The organism is Haloarcula pellucida, assembly GCF_014647235.1.
GTDB lineage: Archaea > Halobacteriota > Halobacteria > Halobacteriales > Haloarculaceae > Haloarcula > Haloarcula pellucida.
This window is the reverse complement of sequence record NZ_BMOU01000007.1, coordinates 175,622-190,997: the sequence shown is the minus strand read 5'-3', so window position 1 is coordinate 190,997 and position 15,376 is coordinate 175,622. Positions and strand designations below refer to the sequence as shown.

At 68.0% G+C, this 15,376-nt stretch carries 13 protein-coding genes; 8 read left to right on the top strand and 5 right to left on the bottom strand.

Annotated features, from left to right (window positions below; genetic code table 11):
* The first annotated feature begins 26 nt into the window (after positions 1-26).
* The 3 genes from serA to IEY28_RS19360 all read left to right on the top strand — a co-directional run bounded on the left by serA (position 27) and on the right by IEY28_RS19360 (position 3,920).
* The gene (gene serA, locus IEY28_RS19370; protein WP_189001735.1) at positions 27-1,613 is read left to right on the top strand and encodes a phosphoglycerate dehydrogenase; all 1,587 of its coding nucleotides are present in this window, start codon (positions 27-29) and stop codon (positions 1,611-1,613) included.
* An 82-nt stretch (positions 1,614-1,695) separates the two neighbouring features.
* On the top strand, positions 1,696-2,019 hold the full coding sequence (locus IEY28_RS19365; protein ID WP_189001734.1) for a hypothetical protein: 324 nt from the start codon (positions 1,696-1,698) through the stop codon (positions 2,017-2,019).
* On the top strand, positions 2,016-3,920 hold the full coding sequence (locus IEY28_RS19360) for a PAS domain-containing sensor histidine kinase (RefSeq protein WP_189001733.1): 1,905 nt from the start codon (positions 2,016-2,018) through the stop codon (positions 3,918-3,920). The genes IEY28_RS19365 and IEY28_RS19360 overlap by 4 nt, the downstream gene beginning before the upstream one ends.
* Here the strand turns inward: IEY28_RS19360 and IEY28_RS19355 are convergent, their stop codons facing one another.
* The 5 genes from IEY28_RS19355 to IEY28_RS19335 all read right to left on the bottom strand — a co-directional run bounded on the left by IEY28_RS19355 (position 3,921) and on the right by IEY28_RS19335 (position 9,678).
* Positions 3,921-4,130, bottom strand: coding sequence for a hypothetical protein (locus IEY28_RS19355; RefSeq protein WP_166967263.1), 210 nt, complete (start codon positions 4,128-4,130; stop codon positions 3,921-3,923).
* 94 nt (positions 4,131-4,224) lie between these two features.
* Positions 4,225-8,454: a DNA-directed DNA polymerase II large subunit gene (locus IEY28_RS19350; RefSeq protein ID WP_189001732.1), complete on the bottom strand. Its 4,230-nt coding sequence runs from the start codon at positions 8,452-8,454 to the stop codon at positions 4,225-4,227.
* Between the two features lies 1 nt (position 8,455).
* Positions 8,456-8,878 (bottom strand): PPC domain-containing DNA-binding protein, encoded by a 423-nt coding sequence (locus IEY28_RS19345; RefSeq protein ID WP_189001731.1) that lies wholly within the window; start codon positions 8,876-8,878, stop codon positions 8,456-8,458.
* 55 nt (positions 8,879-8,933) lie between these two features.
* Positions 8,934-9,443: a 2'-5' RNA ligase family protein gene (locus IEY28_RS19340; protein ID WP_189001730.1), complete on the bottom strand. Its 510-nt coding sequence runs from the start codon at positions 9,441-9,443 to the stop codon at positions 8,934-8,936.
* 46 nt (positions 9,444-9,489) lie between these two features.
* Positions 9,490-9,678 carry a DUF7554 family protein gene (locus tag IEY28_RS19335; RefSeq protein ID WP_189001728.1) on the bottom strand — a complete coding sequence of 63 codons (189 nt, stop codon included), beginning with the start codon at positions 9,676-9,678 and terminating at the stop codon, positions 9,490-9,492.
* 89 nt (positions 9,679-9,767) lie between these two features.
* On the opposite strand from IEY28_RS19335, the gene IEY28_RS19330 reads away from it, so the two are divergent.
* The 5 genes from IEY28_RS19330 to lysW all read left to right on the top strand — a co-directional run bounded on the left by IEY28_RS19330 (position 9,768) and on the right by lysW (position 15,334).
* Positions 9,768-10,874, top strand: a complete 1,107-nt coding sequence (locus IEY28_RS19330; RefSeq protein ID WP_189001726.1) for a helix-turn-helix transcriptional regulator — start codon at positions 9,768-9,770, stop codon at positions 10,872-10,874.
* A gap of 218 nt (positions 10,875-11,092) precedes the next feature.
* Entirely contained in the window at positions 11,093-11,902 is an 810-nt protein-coding gene (locus IEY28_RS19325; protein WP_189001724.1) for a hypothetical protein, read from the top strand.
* 308 nt (positions 11,903-12,210) lie between these two features.
* Positions 12,211-13,509, top strand: a complete 1,299-nt coding sequence (locus tag IEY28_RS19320; RefSeq protein ID WP_189001722.1) for an argininosuccinate synthase — start codon at positions 12,211-12,213, stop codon at positions 13,507-13,509.
* A gap of 4 nt (positions 13,510-13,513) precedes the next feature.
* A complete protein-coding gene (argH, locus tag IEY28_RS19315) occupies positions 13,514-15,007 on the top strand; it encodes an argininosuccinate lyase (protein ID WP_189001720.1) in 1,494 nt (497 codons plus the stop codon).
* Positions 15,008-15,169: 162 nt separating this feature from the next.
* Positions 15,170-15,334: a lysine biosynthesis protein LysW gene (gene lysW, locus IEY28_RS19310; protein WP_166967234.1), complete on the top strand. Its 165-nt coding sequence runs from the start codon at positions 15,170-15,172 to the stop codon at positions 15,332-15,334.
* Positions 15,335-15,376: the final 42 nt, after the last annotated feature.

The window sequence follows — 15,376 nt, the reverse complement described above, 5'->3', positions numbered from 1 at the left end:
TGCCGTCCCGGTAAGTTCGGTCCGGTATGAAGGTACTCGTCACGGACCCCATCGCCGACGCCGGCCTCGCCCGGCTCCGCGAGGCGGGCCACGAGGTGGAGACAGCCTACGACGTCGAGGGCGACGCGCTGCTCGATGCAGTATCCGATGCGAACGCGCTCATCGTCCGCTCGGGCACCGAAGTCACCGACGAGGTACTCTCGGCCGCGCCCGAACTGGTCATCGTCGGGCGCGCCGGCATCGGCGTCGACAACATCGACATCGACGCCGCCACCGAACACGGCGTCATCGTCGCCAACGCCCCCGAAGGCAACGTCCGGGCCGCCGCCGAACACAGCGTCGCGATGGCGTTCGCCACCGCCCGCTCCATCCCGCAGGCCCACGACCGTCTGAAGGGCGGCGAGTGGGCGAAAGGGGCGTTCCTCGGCACCGAGGTCAACAAGAAGACCCTCGGTGTGGTCGGCTTCGGCCGCGTCGGCCAAGAGGTCGCGAAACGACTGGGCAACCTCGGCATGGACATCGTCACGTTCGACCCCTACATCAGCGAGGAACGCGCCAAACAGTTCGGCGCCGAACTCGTCGACGAACTCGACGAGTGTCTCGAGAAGGCCGACTTCGTCACTATCCACACGCCGCTGACCCCCGAGACCGAGAACATGATCGGCGAGGAGGAACTCGCCCAACTCGAAGGCGGGTACGTCGTCAACTGCGCCCGCGGCGGCATCATCGACGAACCCGCCCTCGCGGAGGCCGTCGAGGACGGCGTCCTCAAGGGCGCGGCGCTCGACGTCTTCGGCGAGGAACCGCTCCCCGAGGACAGCCCGCTGCTCGACGTCGAGGACATCATCGTCACACCGCATCTGGGCGCGTCGACGGAGGCCGCCCAAGAGAACGTCGCCACCTCGACGGCCGACCAGATTATCGCCGCGTTCAATCAGGAACCCGTGGCGAACGCCCTGAACGCGCCGTCTCTCGACCGCGCCACTTTCGAGCAGGTCGAACCGTACCTCGAACTCGCGAGCACCGCCGGCCGCATCGCCGTCCAGCTGTTCGACGGCCACATGAGTTCCGTGTCGGTCACCTACGCGGGCGACATCGCCGACGAGGACGTCGAGTACGTCACCGCCAGCGCGCTGGAAGGCGTCTTCGCACCCTCGGACATTCAGGTCAACGCCGTCAACGCTCCGCAGATCGCCGAAGAACGTGGCATCGACGTGACCGAGTCGAAGACGAGTTCCGCCGAGGACTACCAGAGCCTCATCACCGTCACCGTCTCCGACGGTGCGGAGTCCGTCTCGGTCTGTGGAACCCAGTTCGGCGGCGAGGAGTCCCGCATCGTCCGCATCGACGACCACCGCATCGAGGCCGTCCCGCACGGTCACATGCTCGTGGTGCGCAACAAGGACGAACCCGGCACCATCGGCTTCATCGGGACCGTGCTGGGCGAAGCGAACATCAACATCGCGGGGATGTTCAACGGCCGCGAGACCATCGGCGGGGAGGCCATGTCCGTCTACAACCTCGACGAATCGCCGACGGCCGAGGTCTTCGACCGACTGGCCGAGGACAGCCGCATCATCGAGACGACCTACGTCGCACTCGGCGACGAGTAAGCCACGCCGCGTTTTTCCGAGCCGAGTCTCCGGGGGAACCGTTATCTGTCGCGCTAGTCTTGTCGAGTAACGAGCTAGTGGGATGGAGACAGCCGACAGCCGACAGGTCCGGACCCTGTTCACCGCCCTCGAACGCGGCGAGACTGGCGTCTACGACCTCGTCGTCGCACACGACGAGACGACGACCCCCGAACTGGACGGCGGCGGCCGGCGACGCAGCCCCTCTGTCGACGCGCCCGCTCGACACGGCCGATTGGACGCAGTACGGCCGGTCCAACGTCTCCGCCATCGCGGAAGCGTACGACTGGGACGTGAGACCGGCCGACACCGACGACGATCACGTCCGGTTCGAGATTACCGGACTGGAGGCACGATGACACCGACGCCGGGTGGTGGGTGCCGATGAGCGAGGCCGATCCGCTTCCCGTCACCTGCGTCGACCCGGACGGTCGACTCGGCCCTGTCGTCACTGCACTCCGGACGGCCGACGACGTGGCGGTGGCGGTCGTCGAGACCGTCGACGACGTCTCCGCGACGGCGGCGTGCTGTGTCCTGTTGCACGCCCCGGAGACCGTGTCGCACTCGGCAGTCGACGGATTCGCCCAACTGGACGCGCTCACCGACGCCCACCCCGAAATGTCGGTCGCACTCTACGGCCACGACATCGGGTCGATGACGACCACGACGCGGGCGTTCACCCACCGGGCGGTGGACGAGGGCGTCGACGCCGCGATAACGATGGGCGGCAACCGACCCGAACTCATCGTCCGCCGGGTCAAGCAGGCCGCCGGTCGCGAGACGCACTTCCAGTCCGACTCCGAACTGCTGGACTCGCTGCTGGACTCGTTTCCCCACCAGCTGTTCGTCAAGGACGACGTCGGCCGGTTCGTCGAAACCAGCGCGCACACGGCCAGCGAGTACGACTTCGACCGGGACGAACTGGTCGGATTGACCGACTACGAACTCCTCCCACACGACCTCGCCGACGAACTCTACGAAGAGGAACAGCGCATCATGGCCGCCGGCGAACCGATGCTGAACAAGGTCGAACACTACGTCGACATCGAGGGCCGCAGTCGCTGGGTCAACACGGCGAAAGCGCCCCGGTTCGACGCCGACGGCGACCCCATCGGCATCGTCGGGAGCACCCGCGACGTCACCGACGAGAAGCGACAGGAACACATGGTCCGGGCGGTCCACGAGGCCAGCCGTGACCTCGTGCGGGCGGGCGACCGGACCGAAATCGGCGAGGTGACCGTCGCCATCGCGAAGGACATCCCGGCGCTTCCCCGAGTGCAGGTCGCACTCGTCGACGCTGACGGCGGGACCCTTCGACCGGTCGACCCCGACGACCAACGGCGCGTCTACGACCGGTACGCCGAGTGGTACGACCGCGCGTTCGACCGCGGCGAGACGCTGTTTGTCACCGCCGACGGGGCCGACGCGGTGGCCGAGTGGACGGCCGCCGACGAACCCGCCGCCGCCCTCATCCCAGTCGGCGACCACGGCGTCTTCGGCGTCACCACCGGCGAGGGGACCGTCGACGAGTTCACGCTTGACCTCGCGAACATCCTCGCGGCCAACGTCGAGGCCGCACTCGACCGGGCCGAACGCGAACGCGAACTCGAACGCCAGAACGAACGGTTAGAGGAGTTCGCCAGCATCGTCAGCCACGACCTGCGGAACCCACTTACCGTCGCCGACGCCTACGCCGAACTCGCCAGAGAGGACCCACAACCGAGACACTTCGACAAAATCGAGGGCGCCTTAGACCGGATGGCGCAGTTGACCGAGGAACTGCTGACCCTCGCGAAGAAAGGACAGGCCGTCGGCGAGACGACGGCCGTCCGGTTGCAGGACGCGGTCGACGAGGCCCGCGCCTCCGTCGGCGCCGACCGTCTCACGGTTCGGACCGCCGACTGCGGGACCGTCGAGGCCGACACCTCCAGACTGGTCGAACTGCTGGAGAACCTCTTCCGGAACGCCGTGGAGCATGGCTCCTCCCACGGTCGACCAGCGTCCGACGACGACGCCGAACACGGGACCGCAGACGACGAGGCAGTCACCGTCACGGTCGGGATGCTCCCGGACGGCGAGGGATTCTACGTCGCCGACGACGGCCCCGGTATCGCCGAAAGCGAACGCGAGAAGGTGTTCGAGATGGGGTACACCGACAGCGAAGACGGCACGGGATACGGGCTCTACATCGTGAAAACCATCGCGGAGGCACACGGGTGGTCGGTGGCGGTCACCGAGAGCGACGCCGGCGGCGCTCGGTTCGAGGTCAGCGACGGTACCGTCCGCTGATTAGCGCTCGTCGAGCAGTCGCTCGTACCGCTCGACGACCGCCTTCCGGCGTTCGCGTTCGCATTCGAGCGCCGTCTCCAGCGCGGCGATGCGACAGTGCAGGACGGTCAGTTCGAACTGCGCGATGCTCGTCGGGGTGGCACCGGTGGAAGTGCGGTCGACGTCCGACCCGGACTCGGGCGTCGCCACTTGGGTGGGTCGTGTGGTCACATACCACGATTGGCGTCGAGCGGCAAAAGCACCCATCGGACGGCCGTCACACGCCCGTCATGCGGCCGTCGGCGGCCTGAGAGCGCAGGCCGACCTACATGAAGTCCGCGATGCCGGACTGCTTGTTGTGGTCGTTCTCGAACACCGACTCGATTTTGGTTTCGAGAATCTTCAGCCGCTGTTTCGTGTAGTCGCGAGCGCCGAACTCGTCGGCGACGCGGATGGCCGTGTCGATGTACTTCGTCACCGATCCCTCGTGGACGGTGAGGTTCACGCGGCCGCCACACTCCCGGCAGTCGCCGGTCAGCGGCATCCGGCGGAACGACTCCCCGCAGTCCAGACACCGCACCTCCTGTCTGGAGAACGCCCGGAGGTTGCCGATGAGGTCCGGCAGGAAGTGGTACTCGATGATGCGCTCGGCCACGTCGGACTCGACGACGGCCCGGAGTTTCCGCGAGAGCGACAACTGGGCGTCCATCTTCTCCTCCATCGACCCGAGCGTCTTGTACGCCGAGAGGTCCGGCCCGGCCGCGAGGTCGGTGGTGTCGTGGGTGTGCCGGAAGTCGGTGTACTCGCGGTCGGTGCCCAGCGTCTCCTCCGCTATCGTCATGATGTCCTCGACCTCCGCGGGGTCAGCCAACTCCCGCGTGGCCTCGTAGAATTCCCGCGGGTAGCGGTCCATGATGTCCATGTTGTGGGCCTCGTCGTCGATCTCGCTCGGGTCGATGCGCGAGGACATGACGAGTGGGGCGTCCATCTGTCCGCCGCGCTTGTTCGGGAGGTAGGACTTCGAGAAGTTGAGCAGGCCGTCCATCAGGAGCATCACGCAGTCCTCGTCGCCGTCGCACTGGCCGACGTAGGTTCCCTCGACGGCGACCCGATGAGTGTCGGCGACGGTGAGACAGTAGACGAACTCCACGTCGCTCTCGACGTACTCGACGGCGGTCACGGCGTCCGTCGGGACGCCAGCGCCGTCGGCCACCGGCACCGTCGCACCCGCGCCGGTCATCGTCGTCTCGCCGCCGTCGTAGGCCGGGAGGGCGTCGCCACGCTCGATTTCGCTGGCGCGGACTTCCTTGACGCCGCTCTCGCCCGCCCGGAGCATCGTGTGGTCCGGGGTGACCCGCAGCGTCCGGTCGCCGACCTCGATGCGGACGAGGTGGTCCGGCGCGCGGTGTCTCGAGACGGCCTCGACTGGTCTGCGGCAGGGGCCGTCGTCACCCAGCGACGGCACCGCGAGGTCGCCGTCCAGTTCCTCGACGAGCGTCCCGAAGTCGTCCGTCTCGGGGTCGTCGAGTCGCGACTCCACCAGTTCTTCGATGGTCCCGTAGTGCCAGTCGTCGGCTTCGTCCTCGTACCACACTTTCGTCTCCGGGTGGAAGCAGTTCCGCCGTTTCGCCGCGTGGAAGTACGGGTGGGCGTAGCCGACGGCCGCCGAGGTAAAGCCGACGACCCGGCCGACCGTCGCGGCGGAGGTGTGTGGGGCCATCCCGAAGACGAGTTCGCCCACGAGTTCCTCGCGGTCGTCGAACTCGTAGTACGGTTCGAGGCCGTAGTACTGCTCTAGGAGGTCGTCGACGAACGCCGCGGTCTGGAGCATGTGTTCGGCCGCGCCGTCCGAGAGGACGATGTCCTGCACTTTCAGTTCGACCAGTTGGTCGGCGTGGGTCAGCGGGTCGCCGTGGATGTCCGTCTCGTAGCCCAGATGGCGCAGGCGATCGGGGTCGACGTCGAGTTCGGCCGGTCGGACCGCCGTCACCGGCAGGTCGGTCATGTCGTAGCGGACGGTGCCGTCCTTGAACGCCGAGACGTCGTGTTTCGCCCGGAGAATCCCCTTCTCCATCGGTTCGGGCAGTTTCTCCTCGGAGGTGAGCCCCTTGACTGCTTTCAGCGTGTCGAACGCCGTCTCGCGTTCGCCCACGCTCTGGAGGGCGTCGCGGTATATCTCCCGGACGTCCAGTTCCGTGTACTGGGTGGGAGAGGCCAGCGTCTCACAGCGGCCACACTCCGCGCGGCCGGACTCGTCGGGTTCGACCTCCATCTCGCAGTCGGGACAGACGTACACCGTCTCGGCGACGGCGTCACACTCCGGACAGCGGGCCTCGTGGGTCTCCGTGCCGCAGTCGGGACAGCGCCGGCGAGCGACCTCCACGTCGACGCGGCCCGGCGTCTCGCTCATCGAGTCGGCGTGTTTGGTCGCGTCGGCGACGCTGCGCTGTGCCCCGCCGGCCTCGCCGATGGGAAAGAGCGTGTGGACGGCCGGCGAGAGGTCCCGGCGTTCTGACTTCTCGGGCCGGCCCATCCGGTTGCCGATGCGGGTCGGAGCGCGCTCGCGGATTTCGAAGGGCGACACCTCGTTGACCGCGAGGACGGCGTTCCGACCCGCCTCGTCGCCCAGTTCGTCGTCGACGTAGCCGATGGCGTCGGCCGCCTCCTGTTCGCCGTAGGTCTTCGCGCGGTCGGAGAGGTCCTCGATGGTCCACTCTCGCTCCAGCGAGCGGTCGAAGCCGAGCGTCCGGACCAGCGGTAGCCAGTCGGGGACGACGAGGCGGTCCTCGTCCTGTACGTGTTCGACCAGCAGGCGTTCGAGGGCGGCCTGTGCGTCGTCGGTCCGCGGGAGGACGAGGTCGCCGTCGGCCGCTCGCGGGTCGCTTCCGCGGCGAGACGCCCCGCTCGCTCCCCGCTCGCCGTTCCGAGACGCGTCCGGCGGACGCGTCTCGCGGGCACCGTCGGTCTGTGCGACCTGCCCCTCGTCGATGGCGTCGGCCAGCGCCCCCATCTGGTCGACGGTCACGTCGTGCCAGAGGTAGGTGTACTTCGGGTGGAGCGGCGCGTCGTACTCGCTGGCCCACTCCAGCGCTTCCTCGGCGCTGGGGTCCGCGAGGTCGACGGTCGGACTGTCCCGCATCGCCTGCACGTCCGCGCCCGCGGCCGCGAAGTCCTGCTCCCACCACTCGACGGTGTAGGAGGCCGGGGCCAGCGGGTGGTTGTTCTCGACGAACTCGCCGTAGTTGACGAGGTACTCGCCCAAATCGAGTATCTTCTCGACGCCGTTCCTGACCTCGAGCGCCTCCTCGGCGTCGTCGATACGCCGGACGTCGCCGTTGGCGAGTCGGACCGTCGGCCCCTCGATGGTGTCGACGGGGACGACGCCCGCCGCCTTCCCGGGCCGTTCGGTCTTTATCTGGGTCCCGGTCGCGAGGAAGTCGTCGACCAGATGCATCGTCGCCGGGTGGACCCCCGCCGTCGCGAACCCGTGGTTGCGCGCCCGGCCGTAGCGCAGGCGGAAACCGCCCGATTTGGAGGGGTGTGAGAAGACGGGGCGGCCGGCGATGAGGTCCCGCAGGTACTTCTTCGCGGGGTCGACGCGGGGCGGGCCGGCCTGTTCCGCGCTGTCCTCGTCGCCGCCGTCGTCACCGTCGGCGTCCTCGCTCGCGTCGTCGCTCTGGTCTCCGTCGTCTTTCGAATCGGCCTCGCCGTCTTTCCCGATGGTACCGTCGATGAGGTCCTGCAACCAGGGCCAGTCGACCTCGTCCAGATTCCGGGTGTAACGCTGGATCTTCGGGGCCTTCAGCGCGATGCCCTCCGCGAGGACGAGACACATCCCGCCGCGGGCGGAGTTCGAGTCAACCCGTTCGAGGTCCCGATAGCCCGACACCTCCTCGTCGCCGGTGGCCTCGCCGTCGAGCATGATGGGCATGTGTTCGGCGATGAACTTCGTCTCCTTCTCCTTCGGCGAGTACTGGAGGCCGGTGTCCTTGTCGTAGAGGTCTATCTCCTCGGCGTAGCGACCGATCTCCTCCTCGCGGGCCTTGTACTGGTCGATGCCCAGCAGCGCCCGGGCGTAGTCGGCGACGAGGACGGAGAGGGCCTGTGCGGTCCCGCCGGCGGAGCGAATCGGGCCGGCGTAGTAGACGTTGATGAATTCGGTCCCGTCGTCGTTTTCCAACAGTTCCACGCGGTCGATGCCCTCGATGGGCGCGGCGACCACGCCTTCGGTCAGCAGGGCGACGGCCGTCCGAACCGCGCCTTCGACTTTCCCCTCGCGGGTGTCGTAGTCACCGACGGTGCCCTCCACGAAGTCGTCGACGAGTTCGAGGGCGGCTTCCTCGCGGGACATCTGCCCCTCCAGTTCTCGGACTCGCTCGGCGACGCCGTCGATGCCGAGGATGTTCTCGACCCTGTCTGCCATGTCCCGCGCGGTCGGGATCTCGACCTCGGGTTTGGGGTCGCCGCCGCGCTGGCGGGCCCGCTGGGCGACGTCCATCGCCGATTCGAGTTCCGTCTCGAGCGTTTCGAAGTACTGTTCGTCGGCCTCGCGCATCTCAGAGGTCCCAGAGGTCGAGGTCCGTCGGTTCGTCGTGTTCGCGTTCGAGTGTCGTGTCGAATTCACGGACGTACAGTTCCCCCGCCCAGACGGTGCCGGCGTTCAGGTGGCCGGCGATGGCCTCGCCGTCCGGTCGCGAGAGGACGGCGTGGGTGTGGGCAAAGCGCTCCCCCTCTAACCACGAGACGTTGCCCATACACGCGGCTACCTCCAGGGGCTCGTCGAAGGTGACGGCGTCGTACTCGGTGCGCTCTTGGTCGTAGAACCATATCTCGGCGTCCTGCACCGCGCCGAGCCCGTAGAAGAAGGCCGCGTCGACGTCCTCGTCGGCGGCGAACGACTCTATCTGCGCTCGCCAGTCGGCGCCGTGGTCCAGTCGGCAGACGTACTCCGAGGCGGTGTCGACCTCCCGATAATCCATACTGACACTGGACGGTAGGCGACGGCAAAAACGTACCGCCCTGACCCGCGACGCCCTACGCCGGCAGCGACACCCGGGAGGCGTGCTGGCCGCGCTCGGCGTCGTGAAAGACGAGGTCCTCGACGGTCCACTCCACGGGGTCTATCTCCCGGTCGACCAGTCGCTCGGCCGCCGCGGGGTTTCCGCCCCGTGCGACGGTGACGTGCGGGACGTAGGCGTCGCCTTCCATCCCGTCGACGGGGTCGAACTCGGCACAGAGGCGTTCGTGCAGCGCCCGCAGGCCGGGGCTCTCGACGGCGAGGTAGACGACGGGGGAGGGCCCGGTCACGGCCGTCTCGAACTGTTCGACCCCGGCGATTCGGACGGTGAAGGGGGCCGTCCCGCGGAGGGCGTCCCGGGCGCGCGCTTCGATGCGGGCGTAGGCGGCGTGGTCGCCGCTCCCCAGTCGTTTGGCGACCATCGTGTGCTCGCCGCGGGGGCGGGCCTGCGCTCGCGGGAGGTCACGGGCGAGGCGTCCCGCCAGCGCGGTCACCGACGACGGGAGGGACACGTTGAGGCTGTACACGCCGCTACTGAGTCGGGCAGGCGGCAAAAGGGACGCGGTCCGCCGGTTACAGGCGGTCGGTCAGGTAGAGGACGATGAGCGCGATGAGCGCGATGCCGAGGAGTGGCTGGAGCGGGCCGAGGAGCCACCCGAGGATACCGAGGACGCCTTCGACCACTTCCAGCGCTATCCAGACGACGGCGAGGAGGAGCAGTACTTTCAGCAGCGTGTCTACGTCGACTTTCCCGCGATCCATAGGTGTCGGTTCCGCTCGACGGCTCAAACCAGTTGTGGCCAGCCGTTGGCAACAAACCATATTGTCGCCGAGCGTAAACTGCCTACAGAATGCGACGAATCGGTAGCTTACTGGTGGCTCTGTTGCTCGTGACCGCGCTGCTGCCCGCGACGGCGGCAGGCGCCGCGTTCGGCGGCCTCTCCCAGCAGTCGGTGGACCCCGACGTTGTCGTGATGACCGCCGACGTACAGGCCGACGGCGACGCGCAGTGGGCCGTCGCCTACCGGATTCGACTGGCGACCGACAACGACACGCAGGCCTTCGAGGAGTTACAGGCCGACATCCGCGCCAACGAGACGGCCTACACCGACCGGTTCGGCGACCGGATGGCCGGCACGGCCCGCGCCGCCGAGAACGCGACCGGCCGGGAGATGGCCATCGAGAACGTCAGCGTCACGGCCAGACAGGAGTCGTTCGGGCAGACGTACGGCGTCGTCACCTACCGCTTCCGGTGGACGAACTTCGCCGCCACCGAGGACGGCCGTCTCACGGCCGGCGACGCGCTATCGGGGCTGTTCCTCGATAGCGAGACGTCGTTGACGATGTCGTGGCCCGCGGGCTACAGCGCCCAGACGGTCGCGCCCGCCCCCGACGACCGCTCGAACACGTCGGCGACGTGGCGTGGCCAACAGCAGTTCGGCACCGACGAGCCACGGGTCGTCCTCGCGCAGACGGGCGGCGGGGGCGGTGACGGCGGCCTCGACACGGCGCTCGTCGGCGGGGCGGTACTGGTGGTCCTCGCTCTCGTGGGGGGCGCATACTGGGCGCGCCGGTCGGGCCTGTTCGGTGGCGGCGACGAGGGCGACGAGCCAGTCCAGCAACCGACGGCGGCGTCCGAAGGCGGGGACGGGGACACGACGACAGACACCGACAGCGCGGCGGCCGCCGGGGCAGCCGGCAACGGCGCGTCCGCACCCCCGGCGGAGCTGCTCAGCAACGAGGAACAGGTGCTGAAACTGCTGAACGAGAACGGCGGCCGTATCAAACAGCAGGAGGTCGCGAGCCGACTCGACTGGACCGACGCGAAGACGAGTCAGGTCATCGGCGGCCTCCGCGAGGACGACGAACTGGAGACGTTCCGGATCGGTCGCGAGAACGTCGTCACCCTCCCCGATACGGACGTGACCGAGACGACCGACGACGAGAACGGCGAGTAATATCGTAGCCATTGAAAATCAATGCACACCCGACCGCACGACGGCGGTGCGGTCGGTGTGTGAATCGTTTCAATTGTTCCTATAACTGTTCCGGCGTTTCATCACTCCGTTTCCCCGCGTGCGGTCGCTGTCCTGCGGTTTAATCCGGTTTAATCGGCGACGAACCGGGCTGACGGTGAGGGGTTTATACGTGGATAGGGGGCCAAGCAGTGGACACGATGAGACGAGCCACTCCGGCACTGCTGGCCCTCCTGCTCGTGACGAGCGCACTGGCCGCGGTGCCAGCGGCCACGATGGCACAGGAGACGTCGACCCAGACCGAACAGCGCAGTGAGAACGCGACCGTCGCCCCCGGGGCACAGCTCGCCGGCGCGGTCGGCGTGCAGGGCGCCGAACTCGGCGGTGAGGTCGAGGCCCGCGCGTACGGTATCAGCGTCGCGAAGGCCAACACCGACAACGCCCGCGCGGCCGTCGTCGCCGAGGAGACCGGCGAGCTAGAGGTGCGCCTCGAAGCACTCCGACAGCGCAAGGCGGCCCTCCAGCAGGCCCGCGAGAACGGGTCGATGAGCGAGGGCGAGTACCGCGCCCGGACGGCCCAACTCCACGCCGAGACCCGAACCGTCGAGCGACTGGCCACCCAGACCAACGAGACGGCGAGTACGCTGCCCGCCGAGGCGCTCGAAGCAGAGGGCGTCGATATGGCGGCGGTCCGCTCGCTGGCCGACCGCTCCGAGGAACTGACCGGCCCCGAAGTGGCCGAAATCGCACGCAGTATCGCCGGTAACGACGTCGGCGAAGGCGTCGGCCCGGCAGCCGACCGCGGCTCCGAGGCACGAGAGAACCGCGGCGAGCGCAACGAGACGGGTGCCGACGCCGAGGCGACCGTGACGGTGGATGCGGAGACGAACGACACCGACACGACCGTGAACACGACGGCCGACACGACCGTCGAGGCCGAGACCGGCGACCTGCCCGACGCGAACACGACCACCAACGAGACAGTCCCGGCCCCCGACGGCGGGTACTGACGACACTCTGTCAGCAGTCCCCGTGTGACTGATAACCACGCCTTCTCGAACACGGAAGCTATTAGTACGGGACCTACGGTAGTCGCAAGTACATGACGCGGACCACCGTCGCCGACGCGCTCGCCGCCGCCGACGAGCGGTCCGTCCGCTTCTCCCCGAGCCGACGACGACGACGGGCCCTCTGCTAGGCCCACTACTCTCCTCACTTCGTTTCACGGTTCGTTTCGACTCCGAGTACCGCCGGTCGGCTGTCCGGCGTGTCAGTCCAAACCGACAGTCACACCACGGAACCCACAGAGTACACAACTATGTCAGACGGAAACGGAACCGTCGCGCTCGCCTTCTCCGGTGGGCTCGACACGACAGTCTGCGTATCGCTGCTGAAAGAGGAGTACGGCTACGACGAGGTCATCGGCGTCACCGTCGACGTCGGCCAGCCCGACTACGAGTTCGAGGAGGCCGAGGAGACGGCCGAAGCACTCGGCGTCGAGCAGTACGTCGTCGACGCGAAAGAGGAGTTCGCCGACCTCTGTCTCAAGGCCGTGAAGGCCAACGCCGACTATCAGGGCTACCCGCTGGGCACCGCGCTCGCCCGCCCGGTCATCGCGAAGGCCATCCTCTCGGTGGCCGAAGAGGAGGGGTGTAACGGCATCGCCCACGGCTGTACCGGCAAGGGCAACGACCAACTGCGTTTCGAGGCCATCTGGCGCGACTCCGACATGGAGGTCATCGCCCCCGTGCGCGAACTCGGCCTCACCCGCGAGTGGGAGAACGAGTACGCCCAAGAGAAGGGCCTCCCCGTCGAGGGCGGCGACGGCGGCCGCTACTCCATCGACACGAACCTCTGGAGCCGGTCCATCGAGGGCTCTGAACTCGAAGACCCCTCGACGATTCCCGAGGACGACATCTACAAGTGGACCGAGAACCCCTCCGGCAAGGACGCCGAACTCGTCGATATCGAGTTCGAAGACGGCGAGGCCGTCGCCGTCGACGGCGAGGAACTGGGGACGGTCGAACTCATCGAGCAACTCAACGAGCAGGCCGGCGCCCACGGCATCGGCCGCACGGACATGATGGAGGACCGCATGCTCGGTCTGAAGGTCCGCGAGAACTACGAGCACCCCGCGGCGACGGTACTGCTCACCGCGCACGAGGCGCTCGAAGGCCTCGTCCTCACGCAGGAAGAGCGCGCGTTCAAACAGCAGGTCGACCAGCAGTGGTCCCAGAAGGCCTACGAGGGCCTCGTGGACGCGCCGCTCGTCTCCGCACTCGAAGCGTTCATCGACGACACGAACGAGCGCGTCACCGGGTCCGTCACCGTGAAGCTCGAAGGCGGGCACTGCCGCCCGGTCTCCCGCGAGTCCGACTACGCCGTCTACAGCGAGTCTGCGGCCTCCTTCGACGAGGAGGACGTCACCGGCGGCATCACCCAGCAGGACGCCACCGGCGTCGCGAAGTACCACGGCTTCCAGTCCCGTCTCGCCAACGGCATCTTAGAGAACGCGAAGAAGGGCACGGCCGTTCCCGACGGTGGCGAGGACGACCACGGGGAGGCCTCGGACCACGCGAACGGCAACGCCGTGAGCGGCGAGTCCTCGGAGGAGTAATCCCATGGGCGACGGAGAGGACGACGCCGGACACGAACCGGACGACGAGACGGTGGTCCGCCGCGACCGCTTCGCGGGCGGGCCGGCACGCTCGTTCCTCTCCTCGCTCGCCGACGACGAGCGCATCTTCGCGGCCGACCTCGCCGTCGACCGCGCCCACGTCGTCATGCTCGAAGAGCAGGACGTCGTCGACCGCGAGACGGTCGGCGAGATACTGGCGGCGCTGGACGACGTCGAGGAGGCCGGGCACGGCGAACTGCCCGACGGCGAGGACGTCCACGAGGCCATCGAGAGCGCGGTCATCGACCGCGTCGGCCCGGAGGGCGGGAAGATGCACACCGCCCGCTCGCGCAACGACGAGGTGGCCGCCTGCATCCGCTACCGCCTGCGTGAAGATATCCTCGAACTGGTCGAGACGGTCGTCGGCGCCCGCGAGCGGTTGCTGGACGTGGCCCGTGAGGAAGCGGAGACGGTGATGCCCGGCTACACCCACCTTCAGCCAGCACAACCGACGACGGTGGCCCACTGGGTGCTGTCCTACGAACAGGCGCTCCAGCGCGACACCGCGCGCCTGCTCGACGCCTACGAGCGCGTCAACCAGAACCCGCTCGGGTCGGCCGCCTTCGCCGGCACGCCCTTCGACGTGGACCGCGAGCGCACCGCCGAACTGCTCGGGTTCGACTCGGTGGTCGAGAACTCGATGGACGCCTCGGCGACGCGGGACTTCCTCGTGGAGGTCACGAGCGCCGTCGCGACGCTCGCGACGACGCTCTCCGGTCTGGCCGAGGATGTCGTCGTGATGGCCAGCAAGGGCCACGTCGAACTCGACGACGACTACGCCTCCACGAGTTCCATCATGCCCCAGAAGAAGAACCCCGACACGCTGGAACTCGTCCGTGGTCGCACCGGCGACGCGACGGCGGGGCTGAACGGCCTGCTGACGAACCTGAAGGGGCAACCGCGCGCGTACAACCGCGACCTGCAACGCGCGGGCCGGCACGCGTGGGACGCCATCGACAGCGTCACCGAGAGCGTCGAGGTCGCGGCCGGTGCGGTCGCGACGGCCGAGTGGCCCGCCGAGACGCTGGCGGCCGCGGCCACCGAGGGGTTCGCCACCGCGACGGGCGTGGCGGACTTGCTGGCGATGGCCGGCGTCCCGTTCCGCACGGCCCACGAAGTGGTGGCCGAGGTCGCCGCGGGCCTCGGCCCAGAGGAGGACGCCCCGGACTACGAGGCTATCTCGGCCGTCGCGGAGGACGTCCTCGGCGACCCGCTCTCGCAGTTCGTCGACCGGGAGGCCGTCGAGGCCGCCCTCGACCCCACCGAGAGCGTCGCCATGCGCGACTCCCGCGGCGGCCCCGCACCCGAGGCCGTGGCCGACCAACTGTCGGTCGCCGAAGAAGTGCTCGCTGGCCACCGGGAAACTGTCCAGACGGCCGCCGACGCCGTAGAGCGCGCACACGACCGCCGTCTATCGGAGGTCGACCGCTATGTGTGAGCGACGAGCCCCGCGAGGGGTGATTGTACCATAAATCTGATACAGTGTTCGGGAACACGCGGTAATTTGCTTTTAGACGCCATTAGATGGCAGTATGGGTTACTAATCGGTACTGATAGGTTCGAAGATTTTAAGTGGGTGCGGGCGCGAGAGAACGGTACAATGGCAGACTGCATCGAGTGCGGGGCGGAAGTCTCCCTGCACGACAACCTCGAAGTCGGAGAGATCGTCGACTGTGCGACCTGTGGTGCCGAACTCGAAGTCGTCGGCACTGACCCCGTCGAGCTCGACACCGCACCCGAGCTCGAAGAGGACTGGGGTGAGTGAGGTGTTCGCGGTGGCGCGGCGCGTTGCGTCGCATACGACTGT